30 protein-coding genes are annotated in these 26,440 nt (G+C 59.0%); 22 read left to right on the forward strand and 8 right to left on the reverse strand.

The window, feature by feature from the left end; genetic code table 11:
* Window positions 1-168 precede the first annotated feature (168 nt).
* From hpaB to ABLV52_RS13110, 7 genes are all read left to right on the forward strand, one after another.
* Window positions 169-1,731 carry a 4-hydroxyphenylacetate 3-monooxygenase, oxygenase component gene (hpaB, locus tag ABLV52_RS13080; RefSeq protein WP_002887473.1) on the forward strand — a complete coding sequence of 521 codons (1,563 nt, stop codon included), beginning with the start codon at window positions 169-171 and terminating at the stop codon, window positions 1,729-1,731.
* A 19-nt stretch (window positions 1,732-1,750) separates the two neighbouring features.
* Window positions 1,751-2,263: a 4-hydroxyphenylacetate 3-monooxygenase reductase subunit gene (locus ABLV52_RS13085; protein ID WP_023291846.1), complete on the forward strand. Its 513-nt coding sequence runs from the start codon at window positions 1,751-1,753 to the stop codon at window positions 2,261-2,263.
* Between the two features lie 295 nt (window positions 2,264-2,558).
* On the forward strand, window positions 2,559-4,709 hold the full coding sequence (btsT, locus tag ABLV52_RS13090; protein WP_064155471.1) for a pyruvate/proton symporter BtsT: 2,151 nt from the start codon (window positions 2,559-2,561) through the stop codon (window positions 4,707-4,709).
* Window positions 4,710-4,819: 110 nt separating this feature from the next.
* Window positions 4,820-5,023, forward strand: coding sequence for a YbdD/YjiX family protein (locus tag ABLV52_RS13095; RefSeq protein WP_002887451.1), 204 nt, complete (start codon window positions 4,820-4,822; stop codon window positions 5,021-5,023).
* Window positions 5,024-5,034: 11 nt separating this feature from the next.
* Window positions 5,035-5,991 (forward strand): GTPase, encoded by a 957-nt coding sequence (gene yjiA / locus ABLV52_RS13100; protein ID WP_023291844.1) that lies wholly within the window; start codon window positions 5,035-5,037, stop codon window positions 5,989-5,991.
* A gap of 392 nt (window positions 5,992-6,383) precedes the next feature.
* Window positions 6,384-6,929: a YfaZ family outer membrane protein gene (locus ABLV52_RS13105; RefSeq protein ID WP_023291843.1), complete on the forward strand. Its 546-nt coding sequence runs from the start codon at window positions 6,384-6,386 to the stop codon at window positions 6,927-6,929.
* Window positions 6,929-7,249, forward strand: coding sequence for a hypothetical protein (locus ABLV52_RS13110; RefSeq protein WP_023291842.1), 321 nt, complete (start codon window positions 6,929-6,931; stop codon window positions 7,247-7,249). The genes ABLV52_RS13105 and ABLV52_RS13110 overlap by 1 nt, the downstream gene beginning before the upstream one ends.
* A gap of 49 nt (window positions 7,250-7,298) precedes the next feature.
* Here the strand turns inward: ABLV52_RS13110 and ABLV52_RS13115 are convergent, their stop codons facing one another.
* Window positions 7,299-8,669 (reverse strand): NAD-dependent succinate-semialdehyde dehydrogenase, encoded by a 1,371-nt coding sequence (locus ABLV52_RS13115; RefSeq protein WP_348890475.1) that lies wholly within the window; start codon window positions 8,667-8,669, stop codon window positions 7,299-7,301.
* 159 nt (window positions 8,670-8,828) lie between these two features.
* Complete coding sequence (locus ABLV52_RS13120; RefSeq protein WP_044525279.1) at window positions 8,829-9,731, reverse strand: Rpn family recombination-promoting nuclease/putative transposase; 903 nt, start codon at window positions 9,729-9,731, stop codon at window positions 8,829-8,831.
* A gap of 215 nt (window positions 9,732-9,946) precedes the next feature.
* Here ABLV52_RS13120 and ABLV52_RS13125 point away from each other — a divergent pair, with 215 nt between their 5' ends.
* The 8 genes from ABLV52_RS13125 (at window position 9,947) to ABLV52_RS13160 (ending at window position 16,600) form a co-directional block, all read left to right on the forward strand.
* Entirely contained in the window at window positions 9,947-10,762 is an 816-nt protein-coding gene (locus ABLV52_RS13125) for an AraC family transcriptional regulator (protein ID WP_065883234.1), read from the forward strand.
* Window positions 10,763-10,809: 47 nt separating this feature from the next.
* The gene (locus ABLV52_RS13130) at window positions 10,810-11,472 is read left to right on the forward strand and encodes a LysE family translocator (protein ID WP_348890476.1); all 663 of its coding nucleotides are present in this window, start codon (window positions 10,810-10,812) and stop codon (window positions 11,470-11,472) included.
* The gene (locus ABLV52_RS13135; RefSeq protein ID WP_023291837.1) at window positions 11,465-12,757 is read left to right on the forward strand and encodes a DUF445 domain-containing protein; all 1,293 of its coding nucleotides are present in this window, start codon (window positions 11,465-11,467) and stop codon (window positions 12,755-12,757) included. The genes ABLV52_RS13130 and ABLV52_RS13135 overlap by 8 nt, the downstream gene beginning before the upstream one ends.
* A 53-nt stretch (window positions 12,758-12,810) precedes the next feature.
* On the forward strand, window positions 12,811-14,058 hold the full coding sequence (mdtM, locus tag ABLV52_RS13140; protein WP_348890477.1) for a multidrug efflux MFS transporter MdtM: 1,248 nt from the start codon (window positions 12,811-12,813) through the stop codon (window positions 14,056-14,058).
* A gap of 25 nt (window positions 14,059-14,083) precedes the next feature.
* Window positions 14,084-14,323 (forward strand): DUF2164 domain-containing protein, encoded by a 240-nt coding sequence (locus tag ABLV52_RS13145; protein WP_004204157.1) that lies wholly within the window; start codon window positions 14,084-14,086, stop codon window positions 14,321-14,323.
* Window positions 14,324-14,420: 97 nt separating this feature from the next.
* Entirely contained in the window at window positions 14,421-15,572 is a 1,152-nt protein-coding gene (locus tag ABLV52_RS13150) for a double-cubane-cluster-containing anaerobic reductase (protein ID WP_065812843.1), read from the forward strand.
* Between the two features lie 9 nt (window positions 15,573-15,581).
* Window positions 15,582-16,349: a putative 2-hydroxyacyl-CoA dehydratase activator YjiL gene (gene yjiL / locus ABLV52_RS13155; protein WP_065812842.1), complete on the forward strand. Its 768-nt coding sequence runs from the start codon at window positions 15,582-15,584 to the stop codon at window positions 16,347-16,349.
* Window positions 16,346-16,600: a DUF3343 domain-containing protein gene (locus ABLV52_RS13160; protein WP_044525274.1), complete on the forward strand. Its 255-nt coding sequence runs from the start codon at window positions 16,346-16,348 to the stop codon at window positions 16,598-16,600. The genes yjiL and ABLV52_RS13160 overlap by 4 nt, the downstream gene beginning before the upstream one ends.
* On the opposite strand, the gene ABLV52_RS13165 is transcribed toward ABLV52_RS13160, so the two are convergent.
* The 4 genes from ABLV52_RS13165 to ABLV52_RS13180 form a co-directional block, all read right to left on the reverse strand.
* Window positions 16,597-17,661: a DUF2955 domain-containing protein gene (locus tag ABLV52_RS13165; protein WP_064158455.1), complete on the reverse strand. Its 1,065-nt coding sequence runs from the start codon at window positions 17,659-17,661 to the stop codon at window positions 16,597-16,599. The genes ABLV52_RS13160 and ABLV52_RS13165 overlap by 4 nt on opposite strands.
* Window positions 17,651-18,718: an HlyD family secretion protein gene (locus tag ABLV52_RS13170; RefSeq protein WP_348890478.1), complete on the reverse strand. Its 1,068-nt coding sequence runs from the start codon at window positions 18,716-18,718 to the stop codon at window positions 17,651-17,653. The genes ABLV52_RS13165 and ABLV52_RS13170 overlap by 11 nt, the downstream gene beginning before the upstream one ends.
* 6 nt (window positions 18,719-18,724) lie before the next feature.
* Window positions 18,725-19,189, reverse strand: coding sequence for a MarR family transcriptional regulator (locus ABLV52_RS13175; RefSeq protein ID WP_023291830.1), 465 nt, complete (start codon window positions 19,187-19,189; stop codon window positions 18,725-18,727).
* 164 nt (window positions 19,190-19,353) lie between these two features.
* Complete coding sequence (locus ABLV52_RS13180) at window positions 19,354-19,518, reverse strand: DUF1127 domain-containing protein (protein ID WP_023319656.1); 165 nt, start codon at window positions 19,516-19,518, stop codon at window positions 19,354-19,356.
* Window positions 19,519-19,694: 176 nt separating this feature from the next.
* Here ABLV52_RS13180 and ABLV52_RS13185 point away from each other — a divergent pair, with 176 nt between their 5' ends.
* Complete coding sequence (locus tag ABLV52_RS13185; RefSeq protein ID WP_348890479.1) at window positions 19,695-21,107, forward strand: PLP-dependent aminotransferase family protein; 1,413 nt, start codon at window positions 19,695-19,697, stop codon at window positions 21,105-21,107.
* Window positions 21,108-21,179: 72 nt separating this feature from the next.
* Here ABLV52_RS13185 and fosA read toward each other — a convergent pair whose 3' ends face one another.
* Together fosA and ABLV52_RS13195 are read right to left on the reverse strand one after the other, a co-directional pair.
* The gene (gene fosA, locus ABLV52_RS13190) at window positions 21,180-21,599 is read right to left on the reverse strand and encodes a FosA5 family fosfomycin resistance glutathione transferase (RefSeq protein ID WP_017899137.1); all 420 of its coding nucleotides are present in this window, start codon (window positions 21,597-21,599) and stop codon (window positions 21,180-21,182) included.
* Window positions 21,593-22,501 (reverse strand): LysR family transcriptional regulator, encoded by a 909-nt coding sequence (locus tag ABLV52_RS13195; RefSeq protein ID WP_348890480.1) that lies wholly within the window; start codon window positions 22,499-22,501, stop codon window positions 21,593-21,595. The genes fosA and ABLV52_RS13195 overlap by 7 nt, the downstream gene beginning before the upstream one ends.
* Window positions 22,502-22,587: 86 nt before the next feature.
* Between ABLV52_RS13195 and ABLV52_RS13200 the strand changes: the two genes are divergently transcribed.
* The 6 genes from ABLV52_RS13200 to ABLV52_RS13225 form a co-directional block, all read left to right on the forward strand.
* On the forward strand, window positions 22,588-23,370 hold the full coding sequence (locus tag ABLV52_RS13200) for an NAD(P)H-dependent oxidoreductase (RefSeq protein ID WP_348890481.1): 783 nt from the start codon (window positions 22,588-22,590) through the stop codon (window positions 23,368-23,370).
* Window positions 23,371-23,511: 141 nt separating this feature from the next.
* A complete protein-coding gene (locus ABLV52_RS13205; RefSeq protein WP_086076454.1) occupies window positions 23,512-24,096 on the forward strand; it encodes a TetR/AcrR family transcriptional regulator in 585 nt (194 codons plus the stop codon).
* Between the two features lie 21 nt (window positions 24,097-24,117).
* Entirely contained in the window at window positions 24,118-24,924 is an 807-nt protein-coding gene (locus ABLV52_RS13210; RefSeq protein ID WP_348890482.1) for a winged helix-turn-helix domain-containing protein, read from the forward strand.
* Window positions 24,921-25,439, forward strand: coding sequence for a FidL-like protein (locus ABLV52_RS13215; RefSeq protein ID WP_004204137.1), 519 nt, complete (start codon window positions 24,921-24,923; stop codon window positions 25,437-25,439). The genes ABLV52_RS13210 and ABLV52_RS13215 overlap by 4 nt, the downstream gene beginning before the upstream one ends.
* Before the next feature lie 446 nt (window positions 25,440-25,885).
* Complete coding sequence (locus ABLV52_RS13220) at window positions 25,886-26,164, forward strand: BMC domain-containing protein (protein ID WP_004182810.1); 279 nt, start codon at window positions 25,886-25,888, stop codon at window positions 26,162-26,164.
* 17 nt (window positions 26,165-26,181) lie between these two features.
* Window positions 26,182-26,440 (forward strand): BMC domain-containing protein (locus ABLV52_RS13225; RefSeq protein WP_154946367.1); only part of this gene is annotated, 259 nt, incomplete at its 3' end.

The raw sequence follows: 26,440 nt of genomic DNA on the forward strand, positions 1-26,440 counted from the left end.
CGCCAGCCGGCAAACGCTGCCGAGATCACAAAATTCACTCCCGCCTGAAAAGTACCCGTCGTTGTCGCAAACGTCCCTTCACGACAAGCGCAATAACCGCTTCAATTGAACAACAAAAACAAAACATATATTTAACATCATTTTCCGATAAATACTGAAGAGGCCCCTATGAAACCTGAAGATTTCCGCGCCGACGCGAAACGCCCGTTAACTGGCGAAGAGTATTTAAAAAGCCTGCAGGATGGCCGCGAAATTTATATCTATGGCGAGCGCGTGAAGGATGTCACCACCCACCCGGCCTTCCGTAACGCCGCGGCCTCCGTCGCTCAACTGTACGATGCGCTGCACAAACCGGAGATGCAGGATTCCCTGTGCTGGGGCACCGATACCGGCAGCGGCGGCTACACCCACAAATTCTTCCGCGTGGCGAAAAGCGCCGACGATCTGCGCCAGCAGCGCGACGCCATCGCCGAGTGGTCGCGCTTAAGCTACGGCTGGATGGGCCGCACCCCGGACTATAAAGCCGCCTTCGGCTGCGCGCTGGGCGCCAACCCGGCGTTTTACGGCCAGTTCGAGCAGAACGCCCGCAACTGGTACACCCGCATTCAGGAAACCGGCCTGTACTTTAACCATGCGATCGTCAACCCGCCGATCGACCGCCACAAGCCGGCCGATGAAGTGAAGGACGTCTACATCAAGCTGGAAAAAGAGACCGATGCCGGGATCATCGTCAGCGGCGCGAAAGTGGTGGCCACCAACTCGGCGCTGACCCACTACAACATGATCGGCTTCGGCTCCGCGCAGGTGATGGGCGAAAACCCGGACTTCGCGCTGATGTTCGTCGCGCCGATGGACGCCGAAGGCGTCAAGCTGATCTCCCGCGCCTCCTATGAGATGGTCGCCGGCGCGACCGGCTCCCCGTACGACTATCCGCTCTCCAGCCGTTTCGACGAGAACGACGCGATTCTGGTAATGGATAAGGTGCTGATCCCATGGGAGAACGTGCTGATTTATCGCGACTTCGACCGCTGCCGCCGCTGGACCATGGAAGGGGGGTTCGCCCGCATGTACCCGCTGCAGGCCTGCGTACGTCTGGCGGTAAAACTGGACTTTATCACCGCCCTGCTGAAGCGCTCGCTGGAATGTACCGGCACCCTCGAGTTCCGCGGCGTGCAGGCCGACCTCGGCGAAGTGGTGGCATGGCGCAACATGTTCTGGGCGCTGAGCGATTCCATGTGCTCGGAAGCGACGCCGTGGGTCAACGGCGCATGGCTGCCGGATCACGCCGCGCTGCAGACCTATCGCGTGATGGCCCCGATGGCCTACGCCAAGATCAAGAACATCATCGAGCGCAACGTCACCAGCGGCCTGATTTATCTGCCGTCCAGCGCCCGCGATCTGAATAATCCGCAGATTGACCAGTATCTGGCGAAGTACGTGCGCGGCTCCAACGGTATGGATCACGTTGAACGTATCAAGATCCTCAAACTGATGTGGGACGCCATCGGCAGCGAATTCGGCGGCCGCCACGAGCTGTATGAAATCAACTACTCCGGTAGCCAGGATGAGATTCGCCTGCAGTGTCTGCGCCAGGCGCAGAGCTCCGGCAATATGGACAAGATGATGGCGATGGTCGACCGCTGCCTGTCCGAGTACGACCAGAACGGCTGGACGGTGCCGCATCTGCACAATAACGCTGATATCAACATGTTGGATAAGCTGCTGAAGTAATTCGCAGCGGGAGGTCATAATGCAATTAGATGAACAACGCCTGCGTTTTCGCGATGCCATGGCCAGCCTGTCGGCGGCGGTTAACGTGGTCACCACCGCAGGCGAAGCCGGCCGCTGCGGGATTACCGCCACGGCGGTGTGCTCGGTGACGGATACGCCGCCCTCGGTGATGGTGTGTATCAACGCCAACAGCGCGATGAACCCGGTGTTTCAGGGCAACGGCAAGTTGTGCATCAACGTGCTGAACCATGAACAGGAAATCATGGCCCGTCATTTCGCCGGGATGACCGGGGTGACGATGGAAGAGCGTTTTGCCCTTAGCGGCTGGCAGCAGGGCGCGCTCGGGCAGCCGGTGCTGAAGGGGTCGCTGGCCAGTCTCGAAGGGGAGATTAGCCAGGTACAAACCATCGGCACCCACCTGGTCTATCTGGTAGAAATCAGGAATATAACCCTGAGCCAGCAGGGCCACGGGCTGATCTACTTTAAGCGCCGCTTCCACCCGGTAATGATGGAAATGGAAGTCGCAGTGTAATCGCCTTGTCTGCTCCTCCCCGGTTGGGGAGGAGCGTTAACCCACAGCGTCGCAGGCCACAATCTCCTGTGATCACAATCACATAATCCCGCCCTGTTCACTTCGTAGCCAACCGCTTACCCCTTCCAGTAACCGCTTAACCTCCTATACAACCACTCACCCATTTACTCATCTTTACGCGCGCGCCGGTCTGGCAAGATCGGAGGCAGCCTAGCTAATCAATACCTCCATCAACTCTTACTTAAAACCAGACGGCTTCGGCCAATTATTCATCTCATTAACGCCAGGTTTTACTATGGATACCAAAAAACTATTCAAGCACATACCCTGGGTGATTCTCGGGATCATCGGGGCATTTTGCCTCTCAGTCGTCGCCCTGCGCCGCGGTGAGCACGTCAGTGCCCTGTGGATCGTGGTGGCGTCGGTTTCCGTGTACCTCGTCGCCTACCGGTATTACAGCCTGTATATCGCGCAGAAGGTGATGAAGCTTGACCCGACGCGCTCCACGCCAGCGGTCATTAATAACGATGGCCTGAACTATGTGCCGACCAACCGCTACGTGCTGTTTGGCCACCACTTTGCCGCGATTGCCGGCGCCGGTCCGCTGGTGGGCCCGGTGCTCGCCGCGCAGATGGGCTACCTGCCGGGTACCCTGTGGCTGTTGGCGGGCGTCGTGCTGGCAGGCGCGGTACAGGACTTTATGGTGCTGTTTATCTCCTCACGGCGTAACGGCGCCTCGCTGGGCGAGATGATCAAACAGGAGATGGGTCCCGTACCGGGCTCCATCGCGCTGTTCGGCTGCTTCCTGATAATGATCATCATCCTCGCGGTGCTGGCGCTGATCGTGGTGAAAGCGCTGGCGGAAAGCCCTTGGGGCGTCTTCACCGTCTGCTCGACGGTGCCAATTGCCCTGTTTATGGGGATCTACATGCGCTTCCTGCGCCCGGGCCGCGTAGGCGAAGTATCGGTCATCGGTATCGTCCTGCTGGTGGCGTCTATTTACTTCGGCGGCGTGATTGCCCACGACCCGTACTGGGGCCCGGCGCTGACCTTTAAAGACACCACCATCACCTTTACCCTGATTGGCTACGCGTTTATCTCGGCTCTGCTGCCGGTATGGCTGATTCTGGCGCCGCGCGACTACCTGGCGACCTTCCTGAAAATCGGCGTCATCGTTGGCCTGGCGCTGGGTATCGTGATCCTTAACCCGGACCTGAAAATGCCGGCGGTGACCCAGTACATTGACGGTACCGGTCCGCTGTGGAAAGGCGCCCTGTTCCCGTTCCTGTTTATCACTATTGCCTGCGGCGCGGTCTCCGGCTTCCACGCCCTGATCGCCTCCGGCACCACGCCGAAGCTGCTGGCCAACGAAACCGACGCCCGCTTTATCGGCTACGGCGCAATGCTGATGGAGTCCTTCGTGGCGGTGATGGCGCTGGTAGCGGCATCGATTATCGAACCGGGCCTCTACTTCGCGATGAACACCCCGCCGGCGGGTCTGGGCATCACCATGCCGAACCTGCACGAAATGGGCGGTGAAAACGCGGCGCTGATTGCCGCCCAGCTGAGGGATGTCACCGCTCACGCGGCAGCGACCGTCAGCTCCTGGGGCTTCGTGATCTCACCTGAGCAAATCCTGCAAACCGCGAAAGATATCGGCGAACCTTCCGTTCTGAACCGCGCAGGCGGCGCGCCGACGCTGGCCGTGGGTATCGCTCATGTGTTCCACAAAATCATCCCGATGGCGGATATGGGCTTCTGGTACCACTTCGGTATCCTGTTTGAAGCGCTGTTTATCCTCACCGCGCTGGATGCGGGGACCCGCGCAGGCCGCTTTATGCTGCAGGATCTGCTGGGTAACTTCGTGCCGTTCCTGAAAAAAACCGACTCGCTGGTCGCCGGGATTATCGGTACCGCCGGCTGCGTCGGGCTGTGGGGCTACCTGCTGTATCAGGGCGTGGTCGACCCGCTGGGCGGCGTGAAGAGCCTGTGGCCGCTGTTCGGTATCTCTAACCAGATGCTGGCCGCGGTGGCGCTGGTGCTTGGCACCGTGGTGCTGGTCAAAATGCAGCGCACCAAATATATCTGGGTCACCGTGATCCCGGCTGCGTGGCTGCTACTGTGCACCACCTGGGCGCTGGGCCTGAAGCTGTTCAGCACCAACCCGCAGATGGAAGGCTTCTTCTTTATGGCTCAGCAGTATAAAGAGAAGATCGCCGCCGGTGGCGAGCTGACCGCCCAGCAGGTGGCCAACATGAACCATATCGTGGTCAACAACTACACCAACGCCGGCCTGAGCATCCTGTTCCTGGTGGTGGTGTACAGCATCATCTTCTACGGCATCAAAACCTGGCTCACTGTCCGCAACAATAAAGTGCGTACCGACAAAGAGACCCCGTACGTGCCGGTACCGGAAGGCGGCGTGAAGACCTCGTCACATCATTAACCCCGATGCCGGATGGCGCTACGCTTATCCGGCCTACAAAAAAGCGCATCAACGTAGGCCGGAGAAGGCGCTAGCCGCCATCCGGCTTTATTCGTTATCTGGAACTTACAATGTTTGGTAACTTAGGTCAGGCAAAAAAATATCTCGGTCAGGCGGCGAAAATGCTGATTGGCATTCCGGATTACGACAACTACGTCACCCATATGCAAACCAACCATCCGGATCAGCCGTACATGACTTATGAAGAATTCTTCCGCGAACGCCAGCAGGCCCGCTACGGCGGCGACGGCAAAGGCGGCGTCCGCTGCTGTTAATGGAGGCAATAATGGCACCGATTGCAGTCACCCTACTCACCGGTTTTCTCGGCGCAGGTAAAACCACCCTGTTGCGCCATATTCTCAACGAACAGCACGGCTTTAAAATCGCCGTGATTGAAAATGAATTTGGCGAAGTCGCCGTTGACGATCAGCTGATCGGCGACCGCGCCACGCAGATTAAAACCCTGACCAACGGCTGCATCTGCTGTACGCGCTCCAACGAACTGGAAGACGCCCTGCTCGATCTGCTCGACAGCCGCGACCGCGGTGAAATCGAGTTCGACCGGCTGGTGATTGAATGCACCGGCATGGCCGACCCGGGGCCGATTATCCAGACCTTTTTCTCCCACGAGGTGCTTTGCGAGCGCTATCTGCTGGATGGCGTGATCGCCCTGGTGGATGCGGTCCATGCCGACCAGCAGATGGATCAGTTCACCATCGCCCAGTCGCAGGTAGGCTACGCAGACCGCATTTTGCTGACCAAAACTGATGTTGCCGGCGACACCGAAAAATTGCGCGAACGGCTGGCGCGCATTAATGCCCGGGCGCCGATTTATACCGTCATTCACGGCGATATCGATCTTAGCCAGTTGTTTAACACCAGCGGCTTTATGCTGGAAGAGAACGTCGTAAACAGCAAACCGCGTTTCCACTTTATGGCAGAGAAGCAAAACGACGTGTCATCAATCGTGGTTGAGATGGATTACCCGGTGGATATCAGCGAAGTGTCGCGTGTAATGGAAAATCTGCTGCTCTCCTTCGCCGAGCAATTGATGCGCTATAAAGGGATGCTGTGGATCGACGGCGAGCCAAATCGCCTGCTGTTCCAGGGCGTGCAGCGCCTCTACAGCGCCGACTGGGATCGCCCGTGGGGCGATGAAACGCCGCACAGCACGCTGGTGTTTATCGGCATTCAGTTGCCGGAAGAGGAGATTCGCGCGGCATTTGCCGGGCTACGACGCTAATCTGCCCGCCTGCGCGCTAAGGCGCAGGCCCCCTTCTCTCCCCGTACATCGTCAAAGACAGGGTTAAAACGTCGTCATCGCGTCGAAAAATGTAAATCAACGTTTTTATAAGTAACAGCAGAAACACTTTTGGAAATAATAATAAATTCAATGAATAGGACGCTTAATAATTAATGCCCGCCCTGTTCAGTTTCTGTTTAGCCCCCCCATTAAACTGTGGCTAAACAGACCAAATTTGATGATTGACCTCGCCATAACCCAACGTCATTACAACATTTTCAAAACACTTCCCTGACAAACACAGCATAAAAAATCGACGTAAGTCACATTTGCAGAGGTAAACATCGATTGTTAAGGTGCCCTCAGACAAATTTAATGACGAGGAGCAAACCATGAAAAAGCTTAACATCCTGATTGTTGCTGCCCTGACCGCGGTCTCTGGTTCCGCCATGGCAATGGGGTTTACCGTTGAACAAGGTAAGAATTTTACCAACCTGAATATGGAAATGGGTAAATCCTCTTCCGGCCTGTATGCCGAAAGCCACTGGCTGAAGAATACCGATGATGGTAGCCAGACCGGCGGCGTTGGCGCGGGTTACAATCTGGAAGTTGGCCCGGTGATGCTCAACGCTGGCGCGAAAGCTATCTACCTCGGGCCGAAAAAAGGCGATAACGGCGTCGCGTTTCCGGTCGGCGGCGGAGTGAACGTGGCCCTGACCGACAGCATCCACGTGTTTGGCGAAGGGTATGTCGCCCCCGACGGCCTGAACAACAGCGTGAAAAACTATGTTGAGGCGAACGGCGGCGTGAGCTGGTCCCCGGTTGGTCCACTGACCCTGAAGGTCGGTTACCGTCACGTGAGCGTTGACGGCAAAGAGGGCCGCCCAAACCACACCCTGATTGATGGCGCCTACGTGGGCGGCGGGATTACCTTCTGATGAAATCACGTCTCGCCGCGCTCTCTGCGCTGAGCCTGGCGTTGCTGCTCACCGGCTGCACTCAGTATACCTGGGTGAAGCCGGGTTTAAGCGATGCCGACATGCATAAAAAGCTCACCGAATGTGAAGCGCAGGCCCTGGTCGATCTCCCTCCGGATAACGTGGTGACCGGGTCCAGTTCAGAAAAAACCGACAAAAAGCATAAGAAACAGGATGTTGAAACAAGTTATACGGTAGAAGACGCGAATGAATATCAGCGGGAGACCTTAGTCGACAGCTGTATGTTCAAAAGCGGCTGGGATAAAGTCGAAGTGCAATAAATCTATTATAAAAAAACCTGCCGGATGGCAGGTTTTTTTATGGTCGGGCTTAGCGGCGAACCACCACCAGCTTTTGGTTCACAAACTCTTTGATGCCGAGATCGGAGAGCTCCCGGCCATAACCGGAACGCTTCACGCCGCCAAACGGCAGTTCAGGCGCGGTATCGGTCAGCCAGTTGATATAGACCATCCCGGTTTCAATGGCGGATGCCATCCGTTTAGCGCGTTCGATATCCTGACTGAACACCGCGCCGCCCAGGCCATAGTGAGAATCGTTGGCAAGCGCAATCGCCTCCTCATCGTTTTTCACCACGTAGATCTGCGCCACCGGGCCAAAGAACTCTTCGAAGTACGCCGGGTTGTCGCGGGTGATACCGGTCAGGATAGTGGGTTCAAAGAAGTTGCCGTCTCGCGCCACGGGTTTGCCGCCCAGATGCAGCGTGGCGCCGTTTTTGACCGCCTCGTCAACCTGCTTGCTTAAGGTTTCCAGCGCATCTTTAGAGGAGAGCGGCCCCAGCGTGGTGCTTTCATCCAGCGGATCGCCTATTTTTACCTGGCGAAACGCCTCGCTAAATTTCGTCAGAAACGACTCAGCGATGTTCTCATGCAGGATAAACCGCTTGGCGGCAGTACACACCTGGCCGGCGTTGTTCAGCCGCGCCTGGACGCCGATTTTCACCGCGCGATCGAGGTCGGCATCGTCGAGCACCACAAACACATCGTTGCCGCCGAGTTCCAGGGTCGATTTTTTAATATGCTTCGCCGCCTGCGCCGCCACCACGCTGCCAGCTTTTTCCGACCCGGTCAGCGCCGCGCCCTGCACACGATCGTCGGCGATAATCTTCGCCACCTGCTCCTGGGAGATAAACAGATTGGTCCACGCCCCATCTGGTGCGCCGGCCTCGCGCACCAGATGAGCAAAGGTCTCCGCGCAGTGCGGCACAATGCTGGCGTGTTTGGCGATAACCGGGTTCCCGGCCGCCAGGTTTGGCGCCAGGACGCGCATCAGCTGGTAATAGGGGAAGTTCCACGGTTCCACCGCCACTAATACGCCGATGGGATGGTGTTCAACCCAGGCGTCGCCGAGTTCGGTGGGGTATTTCACCGGCGCCAGCATCGATTTGGCGTTATCGGCGTAATAGCGGGCGATTTGCGCGCACAGTTTTACTTCGCCGCGGCTCTGCTTAATGAGTTTCCCCATCTCCTCGCTGGCGATTTTCGCCAGATCTTCCGCCCGGCTGTCGATCAGATCCGCCAGCTTATGCAGCACCGCCAGACGCGGTTCAATATCGCCTTTCGCCCAGGCAGAATGATAGAGCGCATCCGCCTGCCGCAGCGCCGCCTCCACGTCCGCATCGCTGTGCGCCGGGTACGTTTTAATAAGCTGATTGTTCGCAGGATTCACCGTCTGATAGGCCATATCGCATGTCTCCTTGTTATCGCTATTAAGGCAGTCAAAAATGCCGTTAAGGATATTAAGGGTAGTCGAGATGGCTGGCGATGCGGGTAAAGTTAGGTATATCCGGAATATTCCATAACGGTGGCTAACCGGGGCGACCGTCAGGCCGTCCCGGCGTTATCAATGCGCCAGCGCGGCGATCTCGTCGGCGGTCAGGCCGGTGATTTTCACCACCGTCTCGCGGGCAATGCCGTCGGCCAGCATCCTCTGGGCAATGCGCAGCGCCTCGGCATGCTGTCCTTCACGCTTGCCTTTTCTGCGCCACACTTCCTGTAATCGTTCGGCGATGGTCATCAATCTCTCCCTGTGCTGAGGAACCCGTTGCGCCACTTCCTGGATAAACCGGCCAAAGCGACGCGCGTTGCCAGTCTGCAGTAGATAATTAAACAGCGTTTTTATCTGCCTGTCATTAGCGTCACCGCTAAGTAAAATCGTCGTCAGCTGCTCAACAATCGCCATTAAATCGCGCTGGCGAATATGCTTCTGTATCAGCTCGAGTAATGCCACCCGCCGGTGACGAACGATCTCATCGTCGGGGATCACCGTGATATCCACCAGCGGAAAGGGCGAGGCATAAAGCTCCCTCGCCAGCTGTGGATCGGCAAAGCAGTCCAGCCAGCTGAGCGACCACGGGTATGGCGTGGTCGCTCCGTGATAGAACAGCATCGGCACCACCAGCGGCAGTCTGGTATGACCGTTATCCAGATGGCGCTGCATCGCGGCGATGGCGTAGCGCATCAGGCGAAAAGCCATTTGCACGTCCGGTGAGCTCTGATGTTCGATAACCACATAAATGTATCCCTTGCCAGACGCGGTTTTGAGTGACCACAGCACATCGGAGTACCAGGCCCGCAGGCTCTCCTCGATAAAGCTTGCCGACTCCAGCTGTAAGGTATCGAGGTCGCAGCGCTGACGCAGCGCAGGCGGTAGATGGATCGCCAGGAAATCACGCGCGATGTCGGCCTGAGTGAGAAACTGTTTAAACACCGCATCATGCGGCGTCGAGGTGGTGCCCTTTGCCATCGACTCATCCCTGCCTGCTTATCCTGCAGGGACTCTACCTCCCATGAATGTCGCTGACACCCCGGAAACCGGGATTTTACATTCCGCGACGAAAACATATTTCCCCGGACTGCAAGCGTGACATACTTTTTCGACGCGGTACGCAAATCCCGGCGGGCGACAGCCTCGGCGCAGCATGCTATAAACGATTTATCCCCTCAGCAAAGGTCGATGCGGTGAACCATACCCGAGATATTCCCCAAACCTTCTGGCGAGACGATCGCCTGCCGTGGCTGGAGCTGCGCAGCACCTGGCGCAGCCGTCAGGCCTATAAGCGCCACAGCCACCCGCAGCTCTCGGTGGGGGCGATTATCGACGGTGAAACGCGCTGCCTGTGCAATGGTCAGGAATATCTCCTGCAGCCCGGGGATCTGATCGTGATCCCGCCGCACGCGCCGCATAGCTGTAATCCGCTGCGTGACCGGCCGCGCAGCTATCATATGCTGTACCTGGAGGCGGCATGGTGCCATGCGCAGCGTCCAGATATTCCCCCTGGCGCCAGTATCACCTCGCCGCAGCCGCTGCTGCGCGACAGCCCTCTCTTTGCCTGCTTCCAGCAGATTGTCGCCCTGATGAGCCGCGGCCGCATTGAGCAACTGCCCGCCCGGCTGGCGCAGCTCCTGCACGCGCTGCCGCTGTGCGCCGCCGCGCCGCAGGCGCCACATCACGCCAGCGCCCTGCTGTTTCAGCGCCTGGCGACAGATCTGCCGGCGCCGCCATCGCTGGATAAGCTGGCCCACGACAGCGCGCTACGTAAAGAGACCGTTATCCGCGCCGTGAAACAGGATACCGGCCTGACGCCCGCCAGTTTGATCAATATGGCGCGCATTGAATATGCGAAAACGCGCTTACGTGCCGGGGACCCTATTGCCGACGTCGGCTATCAGGCCGGCTTTGCCGATCAGAGCCATTTCCATAAAACCTTCGTCAGCTATACCGCCGCCACGCCGCGGCAGTATGCGCAAAGCCGATCAATTTCCGACAATAAGTAATTTTCCACCTGGCGTAGGGTGGCCTCAGCACCATTATCGAGGCCACTATGAATACCTTATCGACTCTCTTCCCCGCCGCCTTTCCGGCGTTAGCCCTGTCCCACTTTGTCGCTCTGCTCAGCCCGGGCCCCGATTTTTTTCTGCTGGTCGGTTACGCTGTACGCTACCGGATCCGCGGCAGCCTCGGACTGTGTCTCGGCATCGCCGCCGGGAATGCGTTGTATATAGTCCTGGCCATCGTTGGCTGGGGGCTTCTGCGCCAGGCGCCGCTGCTGTTTTTGCTCATCGAGCTGTTGGGCGCAGGCTATTTACTGTGGATTGGCAGCCTGCTGATTCGCAGCCGTCCCGCGGCGCTGGCGGTGGAGAACGTTCGCGCATCATGTCCGGGGTTCGGCAAGCAGCTGCTGCTGGGGCTGGGGTCATCGCTGCTCAACCCGAAGAACGCGCTGTTTTATCTGGCGCTGATGACCTCCCTGCTGGGGCCGGCGGTTACCTTGCTGCAGCAAACGGTAAGTGGCCTGTGGATGGTCAGCGTGGTGTTCTTCTGGGATTTACTGCTGGTGAGCGCGATTGCGCTGCCGCAGGTACAGCACCGCCTGAGCGCCATCGTCTGGCGGGTCGAGCGGGCGGCGGGGGCGATCCTGATGATGTTCGGTCTGTGGATTATCTGGCGATTTTTGCACGACCTCGCCGTCAGGTTATATGCTTAAGTTTATGGAAAAACTCGCTGAACTGAAACGCGCCAAACTGCTGGCGCTGTCGCTGCTGCTGATCGCCGCCGCGCTATTTATCACCACCCTGCTGCTGCCGCCGACGCCATGGGTCAGCGCGCTGAAGGCCATTTCCGAAGCGGCGATGGTCGGGGCGCTGGCCGACTGGTTTGCGGTGGTGGCCCTGTTTCGTCGTATTCCGCTGCCCTTTGTCGCCCGCCATACCGCGATTATCCCGCGCAACAAAGATCGCATCGCCGACAACCTCGGCCGCTTTGTGGAAGAGAAGTTCCTCGATACCCCGTCGCTGGTGGCGCTGATCCGCCGCTATCAACCAGCTCTGATGCTCGGCAACTGGTTCAGCCAGCCGGAGAACGCCCGGCGGGTCGGCCAGCACCTGCTGCAGGTGATGAGCGGTTTTCTCGAACTGACCGATGACGCCCGCATTCAGCGCCTGCTGCGGCGCGCGGTGCATAAGGCGATCGATAAGGTCGACCTGACGCAGACCAGCGCCATGATGCTGGAGGGGCTGACCCGCGACAACCGCCATCAAAAGCTGCTGGATTCGCTGATAAATCAGCTGATCGCCCTGCTGCAGCGCGACAGCTCCCGCGCCTTTATCGCCCGCGGCATCGTGCGCTGGCTGGAGACCGAACACCCGCTGAAGGCCAGGCTATTACCCACCGAGTGGCTCGGCGAGCACAGCGCCGAGATGGTCACCGACGCCGTGAATACCCTGCTGGACGAGGTCACTCACGATCGCACCCACCAGATCCGCCAGACCTTTGACCGCGCGACGCAAAAGCTAATCGATAACCTGAAATCCGACCCGGAACTGGCGCAGAAGGCCGATAACATTAAAGCCTGGCTGAAAAATGATGAGACCTTCAACCGCTATCTTGGCGAAGTGTGGGGCGACCTGCGCGGTTGGGTAAAAAACGATATCAGCAGCGACGACTCGCGTATCAAGCAGCGCATCGCCGAGGCTGGCCAGTGGTTCGGTGAAACCTTACTCCGCGACGACGCGCTGCGCGAATCGCTTAACGAACACCTGGAGCAGGCGGCGCACCGGGTGGCGCCGGAGTTCGCCGCCTTCCTCACTCGGCATATCAGCGACACGGTGAAGAGCTGGGACGCCCGCGATATGTCGCGGCAGATCGAGCTTAATATCGGTAAAGATCTGCAGTTCATCCGCATCAACGGCACCCTGGTGGGGGGAACCATCGGCCTGTTGTTGTGGCTGCTCTCGCAGATCCCGTCGCTGCTGCATCTGCATATTGGTTAGCAATGATACTATCTGAACAATCGCGCTGAAAAATATTCCACAGGGAGGGCGAGATGATGCACCGGATGACCCGCTGGCTAACCCGGCACGCCGCCGCGCTGTTCTTCCCGGCGGCGCTCATTCTGTATGATTTTTCCGCCTATCTCACCACCGACCTGATCCAGCCGGGGATCCTGCACGTGGTGCGGGATTTCAACGCCGATCTGGCGCTGGCTCCAGCCTCGGTGAGCCTGTATATGGCCGGCGGCATGGCGCTGCAGTGGCTGCTGGGGCCGCTCTCTGACCGGATCGGACGGCGTCCGGTACTGCTCACCGGCGCGCTGATTTTCACCCTTGCCTGCCTGGCGACGCTGTTCACCACCTCCATGACCCAGTTCCTGATCGCCCGCTTCGTGCAGGGCACCAGCATCTGCTTTATCGCCACCGTCGGCTACGTCACCGTACAGGAAGCCTTTGAGGAAAAAAGGTCGATCAGGCTGATGGCGGTGATCACCTCCGTCGTGCTGGTGGCGCCGATCGTCGGCCCGCTCTCCGGCGCGGCGCTGATGCATTTTATCCACTGGAAAGCGCTGTTCGGCATTATCGCCGCCATGGGGCTGGTGGCCTGGCTGGGGCTGCTGTTGACCATGCCGGAGACGGTGCGCCGCGGCGATGTGCCGTTCAGCCCCCTGGGCGTGCTGCGCGATTTTCGCAACGTCTTTCGCAACCGCATCTTTTTGCTCGGCGCCGCCACGCTGTCGCTGAGCTATATTCCGCTGATGAGCTGGGTGGCGGTATCGCCGGTGATTTTAATGGACGCCGGCGGGCTGACCACCAGCGAGTTCGCCTGGAGCCAGGTGCCGGTCTTCAGCGCCGTCATCATTGCCAACCTGTCGGTGGCGCGCTGGGTAAAAGATCCCACCCGTCCGCGCTTTGTGCTGAGCGCGGTGCCGGTACAGATGCTCGGCCTGGCCATCCTGATCGTGGGAAATCTGGCCTGGCCGCACGTCTGGCTGTGGTCGGTGCTCGGCACTTGCTTCTACGCCTTCGGCATCGGGCTGATTTTCCCGACGCTGTTCCGCTTTACCCTCTTTTCCAACGACCTGCCGAAAGGCACGGTCTCCGCCTCGCTGAATATCGTGATCCTCAGCGTCAGCGCCTTATCGATTGAAGGCGCGCGCTGGCTGTGGTTCCATGGCGGGAGACTGCCCTTCCACCTGTTGGCGGTGGTCGCGGGGCTCGCCGCCGCCTGCTGCCTCGCCGGACTGTTACGCCACCAGCGCCAGTGTGCGCAAGCGGTCATTGAAGCCCGGCAGTCGTGACCCCTTTTACGGAGAAAGCCCTATCATGAGTGAGATTGAACTCAGCCCGGCGCAGCGCGACCTGCTGCGCGACAGGCTCAGCAAGTACTGCGAAGAGACGTTTAACCTCGAACTGGAGCAGTTTGACGCTGAATTTTTTGTCGACTTTATCGCCCAGGAGCTGGGGCCGCTGTTTTACAACGCCGGTATCGAAGAGGCCATCCGCACCCATCTGGCATGGAGCGAGCGGATCCAGGAAGAGATGGATTTAAAGAAGGTCTATTAACGCCGCGCGCAGACGCAGGAGATCAATAAAAGCATACAAACAACAGGGTTATAATGGCGACTCTTTCAGCATCTCCCGTGTACGGGGAAGGAAAACCATGTCGCTTATCACCGATCTACCCGCCATTTTTGACCAGTTCTCGGAAGCTCGCCAGAAGGGCTTTCTCACCGTCATGGATCTTAAAGAGCAGAACGTGCCGCTGGTGGGCACCTACTGCACCTTTATGCCTCAGGAGATCGCCATGGCGGCGGGGGCCGTGGTGGTCTCGCTGTGCTCTACCTCCGATGAAACCATCGAGGAAGCGGAAAAAGATCTGCCGCGCAACCTCTGTCCGTTAATCAAAAGCAGCTACGGCTTCGGCAAAACCGATAAATGCCCCTACTTCTATTTCTCTGACCTGGTGGTTGGGGAAACCACCTGCGACGGTAAAAAGAAAATGTACGAGTACATGGCCGAGTTCAAGGCGGTCCACGTGATGCAGTTGCCGAACAGCGCCAGCGACGCGGCCTCCCGCGCCCTGTGGAAAGCGGAGATCCTGCGCCTGCAGCAGGTGATTGAGGCGCAGTTTGGCGCGCCGATTAGCGAGGCGGCGCTGCGCGAGGCCATCGTGCTGAAAAACCGCGAACGCCGGGCGCTGGCCCACTTTTATCGTCTCGGGCAGCTCAATCCGCCGGCGCTCAGCGGCGGCGACATCCTGAAAGTGGTGTATGGCGCCACCTTCCGCTTCGACAAAACCGCGCTGATTGACGAGCTCAACGCCATGGCGGAGCGCATCCGTCAGGAGTGGCGGCAGGGTCAACGACTGGCCTCACGCCCGCGCATTCTGATCACCGGCTGCCCGATCGGCGGGGCGGCGGAGAAAGTGGTTCGCGCCATCGAAGAAAACGGCGGCTGGGTGGTGGGCTATGAAAACTGCACCGGCGCGAAGGCGACCGAGCGCTGCGTGGCGGAAGAGGGCGACGTCTACGACGCCTTAACCGATAAATATCTCGCCATCGGCTGCTCCTGTATTTCCCCTAACGATCAGCGCCTGCAGCTGCTGAGCCAGATGGTGGAGGAGTACCAGGCCGACGGGGTAATCGACGTCATCCTGCAGGCCTGCCATACCTATGCCGTGGAATCGCTGGCCATTAAACGCCATCTGCGCCAGCAGCACGACCTTCCTTATATGGCGATTGAAACCGACTATTCGACAGCGGACCTCGGCCAGCTCAGCACCCGCGTCGCCGCCTTTATCGAAATGCTGTAAGGAGCAGGCGTGATCTACACGGTTGGTATTGATTCCGGCTCCACCGCCACGAAAGGCATCCTGCTGGCGGACGGGGTGATTACGCGTCGTTTCCTCTGCCCGACCCCCTTTCGCCCCGCCGACGCCATCCATGAGGCCTGGGAGACGCTGCGCGCTGGCCTCGCGGAAACGCCCTTTTTAACCCTCACCGGCTATGGCCGCCAGCTGGTGGATTTTGCCGATAAACAGGTGACGGAGATTTCCTGTCATGGCCTCGGCGCCCGCCTGCTGGCGCCGGACACCCGCACGGTGATTGATATTGGCGGCCAGGACAGCAAGGTTATCCTGCTGGATGCCGGGGGCAACCTCAGCGACTTTCTGATGAATGACAAATGCGCCGCCGGCACCGGCCGTTTTCTGGAGGTCATTTCACGAACCCTCGGCGCCAGCGTCGAACAGCTGGACGTCATTACCGACGGCGTGGAACCGCACGCCATCACCAGCATGTGTACGGTATTCGCCGAATCGGAAGTCATCAGCCTGCGGTCGGCCGGGGTCGCGCCGGAGGCGATTCTGGCGGGGGTGATTAACGCCATGGCCCGGCGCAGCGCGAACTTTATCGGCCGCTTATCGGCGCAGGGACCGCTGCTGTTTACCGGCGGCGTCAGCCACTGCGCCGCCTTTGCCCGCATGCTGGAAAGCCATGTCGGCATGGCGGTGACAACCCATCCCGACGCCCAGTATGCCGGGGCGATCGGCGCGGCGCTGATCGGCCAGCGTCAGCGGAGGCGCGGATGACAACCTTTCTGTTTTTATTTCATTCCACGGTGGGAGTGGTGCGCACGCGCAAAGCCCTGCAGGCGGCGGGAATGACCTTCGAGGTCAAAGATATTCCCCGCCAGCTGCGCAGCGGCTGCGGGCTGTGCATCCTGCTGGAGGGGACGGAAGCCGATGCGCGAAGCTGGATCCTGCCGGAGCTGACGGCGGCGTTGTATCAGCAGGACGGGGAAGCGTGGCGCTGTCTCGCCACCTTCCCATCGGCAGGTTAATCGCTTACCACAAAGCGCGTCGCCGCGAAGCAGTTCAGCAGGCGGTGCATCAGAAAGACCAGGGTCAGCGTCACCACCAGCGAGACCGTCACCGAGGTGATGCGGTACAGATCGCTGAATACCAGATCCTGATAGGGATGCAGATTCTGGCCAAACATAATGCCGATGGTGGTGATGCTGGCGAAGCCCACCCCGGCGCCCACTTTCTCCATCACGTGCAGACGGGCGCTGAAGGCCAGCCCGAGGCCAATCAGCGGCATCATCAGGACCATGTGGTTGCTGAAGTCATAGATAATCAACTGCACCACCAGAATATACAGACAAGCCAGCACCACCCCCGCCACGCGCCAGATCGAGCTGATCACTGCCCCGCGATAGTGCATCGGGAACAGGATCAGGATCCCGGCCATCAGCGCTGACAGCGAGTCGCTGAGATCGCAGATCTGAAACACCACGAAGATGATCGTCGCCACCGTGCCGGAGAGCAGCGACTCGTGGCGGATGCGGGCGGCGTCTTTTTCAATGCGCGGCGGCGGCTTGCGCGGCTCGACGTCCGGGATCAGGTAATGCAGCAGCGCGCTTAGCGCCACCGCCAGCACGCACGCTTCCATGTTGGAGAACATCAGGGTGTGCCAGTTGCTGGTCGGGTAGCTCATAAAGTTGAGCATCGTGCTCTGACACACCACCCCCATCGACCCCAGCAGAAACAGCGGCCCCTGGCTCATAAAGCGAAAACGCATCACGTACAGGGCGAACACCACCAGCGTCATGATCACCGGCCACTGCGACAGATAGCCAACGATCAATACCATTTCGACGCAGTTCACCGCCGCGCTAAATACAAACTGGCGGGCGACATGGCGGTTGAACACTGGCACCAGCGACATCAGCATCAGCGGATAAACCACAAAAAATACGCCGTACTGCACGTCGTAGAAGGTGGAGATGCTGAGGGCAATGGTCCCGGCCACGGCGATACGCACCGTCTGGCGAAAATCATTCGCCGTGTAGACGATATTGCCGTGCGGGGTAAAGACGTGCGCCAGGGTATTAATAGACATAGTGCAACCAGCTCACCAGATGGATCTGCAGGCCGGCGAAGGTGCGGGCGAAAGGTCCCTCGCTATTGTACAGCTGCACCGTGGCGCGGGCGCCGGTCGGCAGTGGTTTCTCCAGCGGCTGATCCAGCGCGACGTGAATGCGCATTCGCTGGGCGTCGCGCACCCAACGGGTGGACTGTTCCGGCTGCGACAGCTGACCGTTAACTGCCTCCTGCCCCGCCAGAATCCCGGCATCGCTGCTGGTGACATGCGCCGGGAAAACTTCCCCCGGCAGGGCGTCAAAGACCACCGCCGCATCGGTATTTACCGCGGTGTGGCGCAGACTCTTCTCACGGAAGTCAGCGACGATATCGGTATTGTTGTTGACCAGCGCCAGCACGGCCGTCGCCGCGGTGGCGTAGATCCCCGGGTTAAGCTGCAGGTTGCTGACCATGCCGTCAGTTTCCGCACGCACTTTGGTCCAGGCCAGATTCAGCTGCGCCTCCTCCAGCGCGTTGCGGTATTTCTGCAGGGTGACGTTGCGCTTATCGTCGCGCTCGCCGCGCTGGATCAGCAGGTTCTGGATCTGCGCGTTCAGCGCCGAGACCGACTGCTCGCTGGTCTGCCAGGTGGTCCGCACCTTGTCGAGATCGGACTGCGAGACGTTCTGCATGGTGCTCAGGCGCTGATAGCGATCGAGCGTGACCTTATCGTTACGGGCGGTGTACTGCGCGGTGCGCAGGTTGGCGCGGGCGGCGGCGATTTGCGCGTCCAGCTGCTGGTTGCTCAGCTTCGCCTGTTCAAGGGCGATCTGTGCCGCTTCAACTTTATTAATGAATGGCGTTGGGTCGAGCTCATACAGCAGGTCGCCCTTTTTCACCTGGCTATTGTTATGCACGTAGACGTGCGAGACATAGCCGGAGACCCGCGACGAAACCGGGGTCACCACGCGCATGACGGTGGAGTCCGGCGTCAGCGGGATCCAGATATCGGCAACGATAAACCAGGCGAATATTGCCAGAAAAGCGGCAATACTCACCCGTACCCAGCGGGCAAATTTTTGTTCAGGCGTCATCATAGTGTGTTAGATCTTGTTATCTTCTTCGCGGATAGTCCGCAAACGGCAGGCGATTTGATTTAACGTGGCGCTGAAGGTGGCGAGGTCGGCCTCCGGGATGGTCTGGGTTACGCGCTCCTGATAGGTCTCGATCACGCGGCTCAGTTTTTCCAGAATAGCCCGCCCCTCGGCAGTCAGCGTCAGCAGGCGAATGCGTTTGTCATATGGCGATGTGGAACGCAACAGATAGCCCTGCTTTTCCAGTAATGAGAGGGTGCGCGTCAGCGGCGGCAGTTCAATCCCCTGCACCTCCGCCAGTTCGCTGACCGAGACGTTGTCTCCCAGCTGATGCAGCTGCATCAGCACCGTCCAGCTGGACTGGGTGAGTCCCGTATCGGTGATAGCGGAGTCAATAATCGCGCGCCACTGGCGCACCACCATGGCCATCCGCATCCCCAGCGGGCGGCGGGCAAACAGTTCGTCTTCAGTCACAGCTTTTCCTCTCATTGTTGAGAAGAAAATAATACTTATCAGGGTAAGTATCAAGAAACGGAAGGTCGCGTCGCATCAATTGATAAATTTCGTGAATGTTTCCCCGGCGTCGCCAGCGCTTACCGGGGCAAAGAAGAAATGATGTCTGAAAAAAACCGCACTTTTTAATTGATCTGATCCCGACGCAGGCCGATATCTTTCAGCTGTTCGTCGCTCATTTTCTGCAAAGCTCTGCGCGTTTGCTCCTGAAGCCACCATTTTTTGACAAACCGCACCAGCAGTACGAAACCGATAAATGGCTGTCTTGCCCTGTTCTCGTGAAATTCCATCCTCTACCTCCTCACCTTGCCAGAGGCTTTATCTTCACGGATTTGGGGGTGAGGAATACAGATTCACAAAACACTTTTCTTTAACATACAGATTGGCTAAAACGTACAGCAGACCCCACTTTTTACGGCCATCTGTACTGGTTATTCCATCTGTATGGCGGCAATTAAGGATACACATGACCCGCTATCAACATCTCGCGATGCTGCTGGCCGAACGCATTGAACAGGGCCTGTATCGCCACGGCGAAAAGCTGCCGTCGGTGCGCAGCCTGAGCCAGGAGCACGGCGTCAGCATCAGCACCGTCCAGCAGGCCTATCAGCTGCTAGAGCAGCAGCAGATGATTGTGCCGCAGCCGCGATCGGGCTATTTCGTCGCCCCCCGCAAGGCCCAGCCGCCGGTGCCGCCGATGTCGCGCCCGGTGCAGCGCCCGGTGGAGATCACCCAGTGGGATCAGGTGCTGACCATGCTCGACGCCCGCTACGATAAAACGATCATCCCCTTCGGCGGCGGCTCGCCGGACGTGACGCAGCCAAGCCTGAAGCCCATCTGGCGCGAACTGAGCCGGGCGATCCAGCACAACCTCACTGAGGTGTTGAACTATGACGAACTGGCCGGGCGCCGCGAGCTGCGGGAGCAGATCGCCCGCCTGATGCTCGACGGCGGATCGGTGGTGACTGCCGACGATCTGGTGCTCACCAGCGGCTGCCACAGCGCGATGTCGCTGGCCCTGTTGTCGGTGTGCCAGCCAGGGGACATCATCGCCGTGGAATCCCCCTGCTATTACGGCACCATGCAGATGCTGCGCGGACTGGGATTAAAGACGATTGAGATCCCCACCGATCCGGAAACCGGGATCAGCATCGAGGCCCTGGAGCTGGCGCTGGATCAGTGGCCGATCAAAGGGGTGATCCTGGTGCCGAACTGCAACAACCCGCTGGGCTTTATCATGCCGGACGCTCGCAAGCGCGCAGTGCTGAACCTGGCCCAGCGCCACGATATCGTTATTTTCGAGGATGATATCTACGGCGAGCTGGCCACCGAGTACCCGCGCCCGCGCACAATTCACTCCTGGGATATCGACGGCCGGGTGATGCTCTGCAGCTCCTTTACCAAAACCATCGCCCCCGGCCTGCGCATCGGCTGGATCGCCCCCGGTCGCTACTACGACAAGCTGCTACAGATGAAGTACGCCGCCAGCGGCACCAACGTCCCCTCCACTCAGCTGGCGGCCTGTAACTTTATTCGCGAAGGCCACTACCACCGTCACGTGCGGCGGATGCGGCAGATCTATCAGCGCAATATGGAGATCTATACCTGCTGGCTGCGGGAATTTTTCCCCTGCGGGATCTGCGTCACCCGGCCGAAAGGGGGTTTTATGCTGTGGGTGGAGCTGCCGGAACAGGTGGATATGGTCTGTGTCGCCAAACAGCTGTGCCGGCTGAAGATCCAGGTCGCGCCGGGCTCGCTGTTTTCCGCGGCGGGCAAGTATCGCAACTGCGTCAGGATCAACTGCGCCCTGCCGCCGACCGAGAAACATAAAGCGGTGATGGTGAAGCTGGGAGAAGCGGTGAAGGTGGCGATGGAGTGAAGTGCAACCTGTTCTCCCCGGTGGCGCTGCGCTTACCGGGGCGACGGGTTACCCCACGTCTGCAAGGCAGCTTCACTGGTCAAAAAACACCATCCCCTTATACGGCTGTTCGCGGCAGGCGGCCAGGCGCTGGGCGAGACTGCCGACGTGCAGCTCCAGCTTGTGGCCGTCGGGGTCGAGGAAATAGTGCGAGGCGCCTTCGCTACGGTTCAGCTTCCACACCGCCACGCCGGCAACCTCAAGGCGAGCGGCGAAGCGGGCGAAATCCGCTTCGCTGATGCTAAACGCATAATGGGTGTAGTCGCTCTCCTCCGGCGGAGTGACACGCCGCTGCGGATCCAGCGACAGGCACAGCCACAGATCGCCGCAGGAGAGATAGGCGCCGCTGTCCCAGCGGGCGTGCAGCGTCATGCCCAACAGCTGCTGATAAAACGCCACGCTCGGCGCCAGCTGGCTGACCGCCAGGGTCAGGTGATTCAGTCCGCTCAGCATGTCTGTTCCTCCAGTGAATTTACAATGAACTGGCGCAGCCATTGATGCGCCGGGTCGCGGTGCCAGCGTTCGTGCCACAGCATCAGCATCTCAAAGCCGGCGACCGCCAGCGGCGGCTCGACGACCACCAGCCCGCTCTGCCCGCGCACCAGCCGCTCCGGCAGCATCGCCACCAAATCGCTGTTGCGCAGGGTCTCCAGCATAAACAGGAAATGTGGCACAGAGAGGACAACCCGCCGCGTCAGGCCAAGGTTCGCCAGCGCGGTATCGGTCGCCGCGCTGAAGCCGCCCCCGTCCGGGGAGACGATCGCTTGCTCCAGCTGACAGAACGTTTCCAGACTCAACCCTTGCCGCAGCGCCGGATGCCCGGCCCGACCCGCCAGCACGTAGCGCTCGCGAAACAGCAGGCGCTGATGCAGCCCCGGCGGCGCGCCCTCGCGGGTATGGAAGCAGAGATCCACTTCATCGCTGGCCGCCTGCTGCTCCAGACGCGCCGGCTGGAGCTCAAATACCGCCAGCCGACTGCCGGGAGAGGCCAGGCGTAGCCTGCCCAGCAACGGCAGGAGGATCGCCGAGGCCATATAGTCCGTCGCCGCCACCCGCCAGGTCTCCGCCGCCGTCGCCGGATCAAAAGGGCTGACCGGCGCCACCGCCTGCTCCAGCGCGGCTAACGCGGCGCGCAGCGGCTGGCGAAGCTCATCGGCGCGGGCGGTGGGCTGCATGCCGCGCGGGCCCGGCATCAGCAGCGGGTCGGCAAACATCTCCCGTAACCTGGCGAGCTGAATACTCACCGACGGCTGCGACAGATTAAGCCGCTGCGCCGCCCGGGTGACGTTGTTTTCACTGAGCAGCACGTCGAGCGTGCGCAGCAGATTGAGATCCAGACGATGTAAATTAATCACAGCTATACCTGGGATTGAAGTAATTAATTTCTACTATAGCGCCAGCTTTCCTACTCTGCAGATCTTCCCACTTCAGAGGTGATGTTATGAAAGTACTGCTGATTTACGCCCATCCGGAACCGCGCTCCCTCAATGGCGGACTCAAAGATTTCGCCATCCGTCATCTGCAGCAGGCCGGTCATGAAGTCCAGGTGTCCGATCTCTACGCCATGCGCTGGAAGGCCGGGTATGACGCCGACGACAGCGGCGCGCCGCCGGTCGGCGAGTTCTGGCGTCCTACCCTTGATTCAAAACAGGCCTTTTCGCAAGGAACTCAAAGCGCGGATATCGCAGCCGAGCAGGAAAAGCTGCTGTGGGCCGATACGGTGATTTTTCAGTTCCCGCTGTGGTGGTTCTCGATGCCGGCGATCATGAAAGGCTGGATCGACCGGGTATACGCCTGGGGCTTTGCCTATGGCGTCGGCGAGCACAGCGACCGCCACTGGGGCGATCGCTATGGGGAAGGCACCTTCGTCGGCAAGCGGGCAATGCTGATCGTCACCGCCGGCGGCTGGGCGGAACACTATTCACCGCGCGGGATCAATGGCCCCATCGACGACATCCTGTTCCCCATTCAGCACGGTATGCTGTTCTATCCCGGCTTCGAGGTGCTTCCGCCGCTGGTGTTCTACCGCACGGATAAAACCGATGCCGGGCAATTCGCCAACCAGTGCGCCACCCTGGCCGGGCGGCTGGACACGCTTTGGCAAACTGAGCCCATTCCATTTCGCCGGCAAAATCATGGCGACTATCTGATCCCATCGCTGACGCTTCGCCCGGAGCTGGTGCCGGGGCAAAGCGGCCTGGCGGTGCATCTGGCAACGAAATAAACCTCAACGCGATAGCCCTTCCGGGTTATCGCTTTCATTAATATGACAATTTGTGAGCCTCCACGCATTAACGGCATCCCGTCCCGCGAAGCCGCCTCTCATATTGATAGCGATCAAAAATAATCATACCGTCTGGTCGGTATGATTCCGGCCATGAATATGGAAGCCCAGCATCGTAAAAAAGATCCCGTCCGTCTCCACCGTCAGCTGCTTGAATCGGCGGCGATGATTGCCGGCCGGGACGGTATCGCCGCCCTGTCGCTGAACGCTGTCGCCCGCGAGGCTGGGGTCAGCAAAGGCGGACTCCTGCACCATTTTCCCAATAAGCAGGCGCTGATTTTCGCTCTGTTCGCCAGGCTGCTGGCGATTATGGAAAAGGCGATTAGCGAACTGATGGCCGCCGATAACATCGCTTACGGGCGCTTTACCCGCGCCTATTTACACTATCTGTCCAATCCGCAGCTGACGGACACGCACGAAAGCCGTCAGCTGATGGTGCTCTCGCTGGCGATGCCGGACGAACCGGTGCTGCGAAAATGCTGGCGCGACTGGATGCTTGGCCACCTGGCGCAAGGCGATGCGCTGGATAACGGCCCAACCGGTACCCTGGTTCGCTACGCCGCCGACGGCATCTGGTTATCTGAGCTGACCGAGGGGCGCACCATGAGCAGCGAACACCGCCGGTCGCTGGTGAACGATCTGACCAAAATGACGCTTCCCGCATGAAGCGAATAGAGTGAGGCCGCGATGCGCTACAACATCAATGCCCGTCTCATTTATGATGCAACGGACGGCACGCTAACCCTGCCCGGCAGCGATGAACCGGATAGCCAGCTATCCATCACCGCCAGCGCGCTGCTCTATTTTTTTCTCCGCCATACCGGCGTGGTCAGTCGCGATGAAGTGTTGAAAAAAGTCTGGGACGATAACGGCTTAACGTCTTCCAACAGCAACCTCAACCAGTATCTGAGCATGCTGCGCAAAACCTTCCGCCACTACGATATCGATAACATTATCGTCACCGTGTCGCGCGGCATGCTGCAGCTGAATCAGGATCTCAGCATCGAACTGCTCGACGCCGGGCCGGCGCTGGCCGATGCCGCTAGCCCTGCCGAGTCGCCTGACGAACCCGCGGTGTCAGAAAGGGAAACCACACCGCCTGCCGCTTCACCACATGCGCGCGGGATGTGCTGGTATCTGTCCGGCGGCTGCCTGCTGGTCATCGCCCTGCTGCTGATGGCATTCACTTTTGCCGGCACCCACGTCGCCCGGCCAATTAATCTGACGCTGATGAACCACAGCCAGTGCGAACTGCTCGCCAGCGACGAAATGCTGCGTTCGGTCTCGGCGACGGCCTATGGTAAGAATTTTGATGAGGTGCGTCAGCGACTGAAGCTCAGCTGCAAGCCGGGCGAGCGTTTTGTTTTCTTCTATGGCGACCGGCTGGAGACCAACGGCCTGGGCCGGGTGTTTCTCGCCCACTGCGCGATGCACGAAGACAACCCTTTTAGCTATTGCGATAACTACTTTTACTACTCCTGGAAACCGCAATGAGACTCGCGCCCCGCACCTTTTTCGCCCTCTCTGCCCTCGCGTTTATCGCCGCCGCCGGGTTTAGCGCGTGGCGCCTGCTGCCGGATGCCAACGACGGCGTGATGAGCTGCTCCACCAAAGCGATCATGCGTTTTGAGAACATGGAAAAAGAGAATGTGAACGGCAATATCCATTTTAATTTTGCCGCTAATGGCAACGGTTCGATGGTAGTGGAAGGCTATACCGATTCTGCCGCCGGCTGGCTCTACCTGCAGCGTTACGTCAAATTCAGCTACACCAGCCAGCGCATCTCGGCAACCGAGCGCCACTACCGCATCAAGAAGTGGGAATCCAGCGCCTCGTCCATCGACGAATCGCCGGATGTCATCTTCGACTATTTCATGCGCGAGATGTCCGACAGCCACGACGGCCTGTTCCTCAATGCGCAAAAGCTTAACGACAAAGCTATCCTGCTGAGCTCAATCAACTCACCGCTCTACATATGCACGCTGAAGTCCGGCAGCACGCTTAATTAACCCGTCCCCCCTGTACCGCCGCGAGGAAAATGCGCCCTCGCTCACGCTCGAGTATTGCCCCCTTTTCCCTGGATGCTAAAAGCGCACGTTTTGCGTTTAGCTTCGACGCCAAAACTTGAGCATACCCACAATTATAACGTGGCTATATTACCGACTTCTGGCAAGTAATTATCATCTTATTAACATTCATCTTCCGCCGATAAATAGATTAAAAAAGCGCCATACCATCATAAAAATCAATACGCATAGAACAGAACGAAAAGATAAAAAGAAGCCTAAAAAAAGCTAAATCACAGAGTAAAAAACTAAAATATTCATCTACACGGATTTAAATTTCACTTCCCTTCCCATTCCCTATAGTGAACCCCGAACGCCGCTTCCGCGTGTTGATGCCGTTACGCGGACGGTTTTCCCGAATCACAAAACCTGTTCTGGAGGAGATCACGATGGGTGATGCATTGGGGCTTATCGAAACCAAAGGTCTGGTGGCCTGTATTGAAGCAGCGGACTCGATGTGTAAAGCCGCCAACGTCGAACTGATCGGCTATGAAAACGTCGGCTCCGGCCTGGTCACCGTGATGGTGAAAGGCGACGTCGGCGCGGTAAAAGCGGCGGTGGATTCCGGTGTGGAATCGGCGCAGCGCATCGGAGAAGTGGTGACCTCGCTGGTCATCGCGCGTCCGCATAACGACATCAACAAAATCGTCATTAAACACAAGGCCTGAAGGCCAGGAGAACGCAAATGGGTGATGCATTAGGTCTGATCGAAACCAAAGGTCTGGTGGCCTGCATTGAAGCAGCGGATGCGATGTGTAAAGCCGCCAACGTCGAACTGATCGGCTATGAAAACGTCGGTTCCGGCCTCGTCACCGCGATGGTGAAAGGCGACGTCGGCGCGGTGAAAGCGGCGGTGGATTCCGGCGTCGAATCGGCGCAGCGCATCGGCGAAGTGGTGACCTCGCTGGTCATCGCGCGTCCGCATAACGACATCAACAAAATCG

Origin of the sequence: Klebsiella sp. GB_Kp056, from assembly GCF_040064755.1 — a bacterium.
GTDB classification, from domain to species: Bacteria; Pseudomonadota; Gammaproteobacteria; order Enterobacterales; family Enterobacteriaceae; genus Klebsiella; species Klebsiella quasipneumoniae.

Bases quoted from the DNA above. Each gene is read 5' to 3' on its own strand.
- ABLV52_RS13145 (WP_004204157.1), top strand. From the start codon at position 14,084: ATGAGTGAGATTGAACTCAGCCCGGCGCAGCGCGACCTGCTGCGCGAC.
- ABLV52_RS13160 (WP_044525274.1), top strand. From the start codon at position 16,346: ATGACAACCTTTCTGTTTTTATTTCATTCCACGGTGGGAGTGGTGCGC.
- ABLV52_RS13095 (WP_002887451.1), top strand. From the start codon at position 4,820: ATGTTTGGTAACTTAGGTCAGGCAAAAAAATATCTCGGTCAGGCGGCG.
- ABLV52_RS13150 (WP_065812843.1), top strand. From the start codon at position 14,421: ATGTCGCTTATCACCGATCTACCCGCCATTTTTGACCAGTTCTCGGAA.
- ABLV52_RS13200 (WP_348890481.1), top strand. From the start codon at position 22,588: ATGAAAGTACTGCTGATTTACGCCCATCCGGAACCGCGCTCCCTCAAT.
- ABLV52_RS13220 (WP_004182810.1), top strand. From the start codon at position 25,886: ATGGGTGATGCATTGGGGCTTATCGAAACCAAAGGTCTGGTGGCCTGT.
- ABLV52_RS13165 (WP_064158455.1), bottom strand. From the start codon at position 17,661: ATGTCTATTAATACCCTGGCGCACGTCTTTACCCCGCACGGCAATATC.
- ABLV52_RS13110 (WP_023291842.1), top strand. From the start codon at position 6,929: ATGAAATCACGTCTCGCCGCGCTCTCTGCGCTGAGCCTGGCGTTGCTG.
- mdtM (WP_348890477.1), top strand. From the start codon at position 12,811: ATGATGCACCGGATGACCCGCTGGCTAACCCGGCACGCCGCCGCGCTG.
- ABLV52_RS13115 (WP_348890475.1), bottom strand. From the start codon at position 8,669: ATGGCCTATCAGACGGTGAATCCTGCGAACAATCAGCTTATTAAAACG.
- fosA (WP_017899137.1), bottom strand. From the start codon at position 21,599: ATGCTGAGCGGACTGAATCACCTGACCCTGGCGGTCAGCCAGCTGGCG.
- ABLV52_RS13130 (WP_348890476.1), top strand. From the start codon at position 10,810: ATGAATACCTTATCGACTCTCTTCCCCGCCGCCTTTCCGGCGTTAGCC.
- ABLV52_RS13105 (WP_023291843.1), top strand. From the start codon at position 6,384: ATGAAAAAGCTTAACATCCTGATTGTTGCTGCCCTGACCGCGGTCTCT.
- ABLV52_RS13170 (WP_348890478.1), bottom strand. From the start codon at position 18,718: ATGATGACGCCTGAACAAAAATTTGCCCGCTGGGTACGGGTGAGTATT.
- ABLV52_RS13085 (WP_023291846.1), top strand. From the start codon at position 1,751: ATGCAATTAGATGAACAACGCCTGCGTTTTCGCGATGCCATGGCCAGC.
- btsT (WP_064155471.1), top strand. From the start codon at position 2,559: ATGGATACCAAAAAACTATTCAAGCACATACCCTGGGTGATTCTCGGG.
- ABLV52_RS13205 (WP_086076454.1), top strand. From the start codon at position 23,512: ATGATTCCGGCCATGAATATGGAAGCCCAGCATCGTAAAAAAGATCCC.
- yjiA (WP_023291844.1), top strand. From the start codon at position 5,035: ATGGCACCGATTGCAGTCACCCTACTCACCGGTTTTCTCGGCGCAGGT.
- ABLV52_RS13215 (WP_004204137.1), top strand. From the start codon at position 24,921: ATGAGACTCGCGCCCCGCACCTTTTTCGCCCTCTCTGCCCTCGCGTTT.
- ABLV52_RS13135 (WP_023291837.1), top strand. From the start codon at position 11,465: ATGCTTAAGTTTATGGAAAAACTCGCTGAACTGAAACGCGCCAAACTG.
- hpaB (WP_002887473.1), top strand. From the start codon at position 169: ATGAAACCTGAAGATTTCCGCGCCGACGCGAAACGCCCGTTAACTGGC.
- ABLV52_RS13185 (WP_348890479.1), top strand. From the start codon at position 19,695: ATGACCCGCTATCAACATCTCGCGATGCTGCTGGCCGAACGCATTGAA.
- ABLV52_RS13180 (WP_023319656.1), bottom strand. From the start codon at position 19,518: ATGGAATTTCACGAGAACAGGGCAAGACAGCCATTTATCGGTTTCGTA.
- ABLV52_RS13210 (WP_348890482.1), top strand. From the start codon at position 24,118: ATGCGCTACAACATCAATGCCCGTCTCATTTATGATGCAACGGACGGC.
- ABLV52_RS13120 (WP_044525279.1), bottom strand. From the start codon at position 9,731: ATGGCAAAGGGCACCACCTCGACGCCGCATGATGCGGTGTTTAAACAG.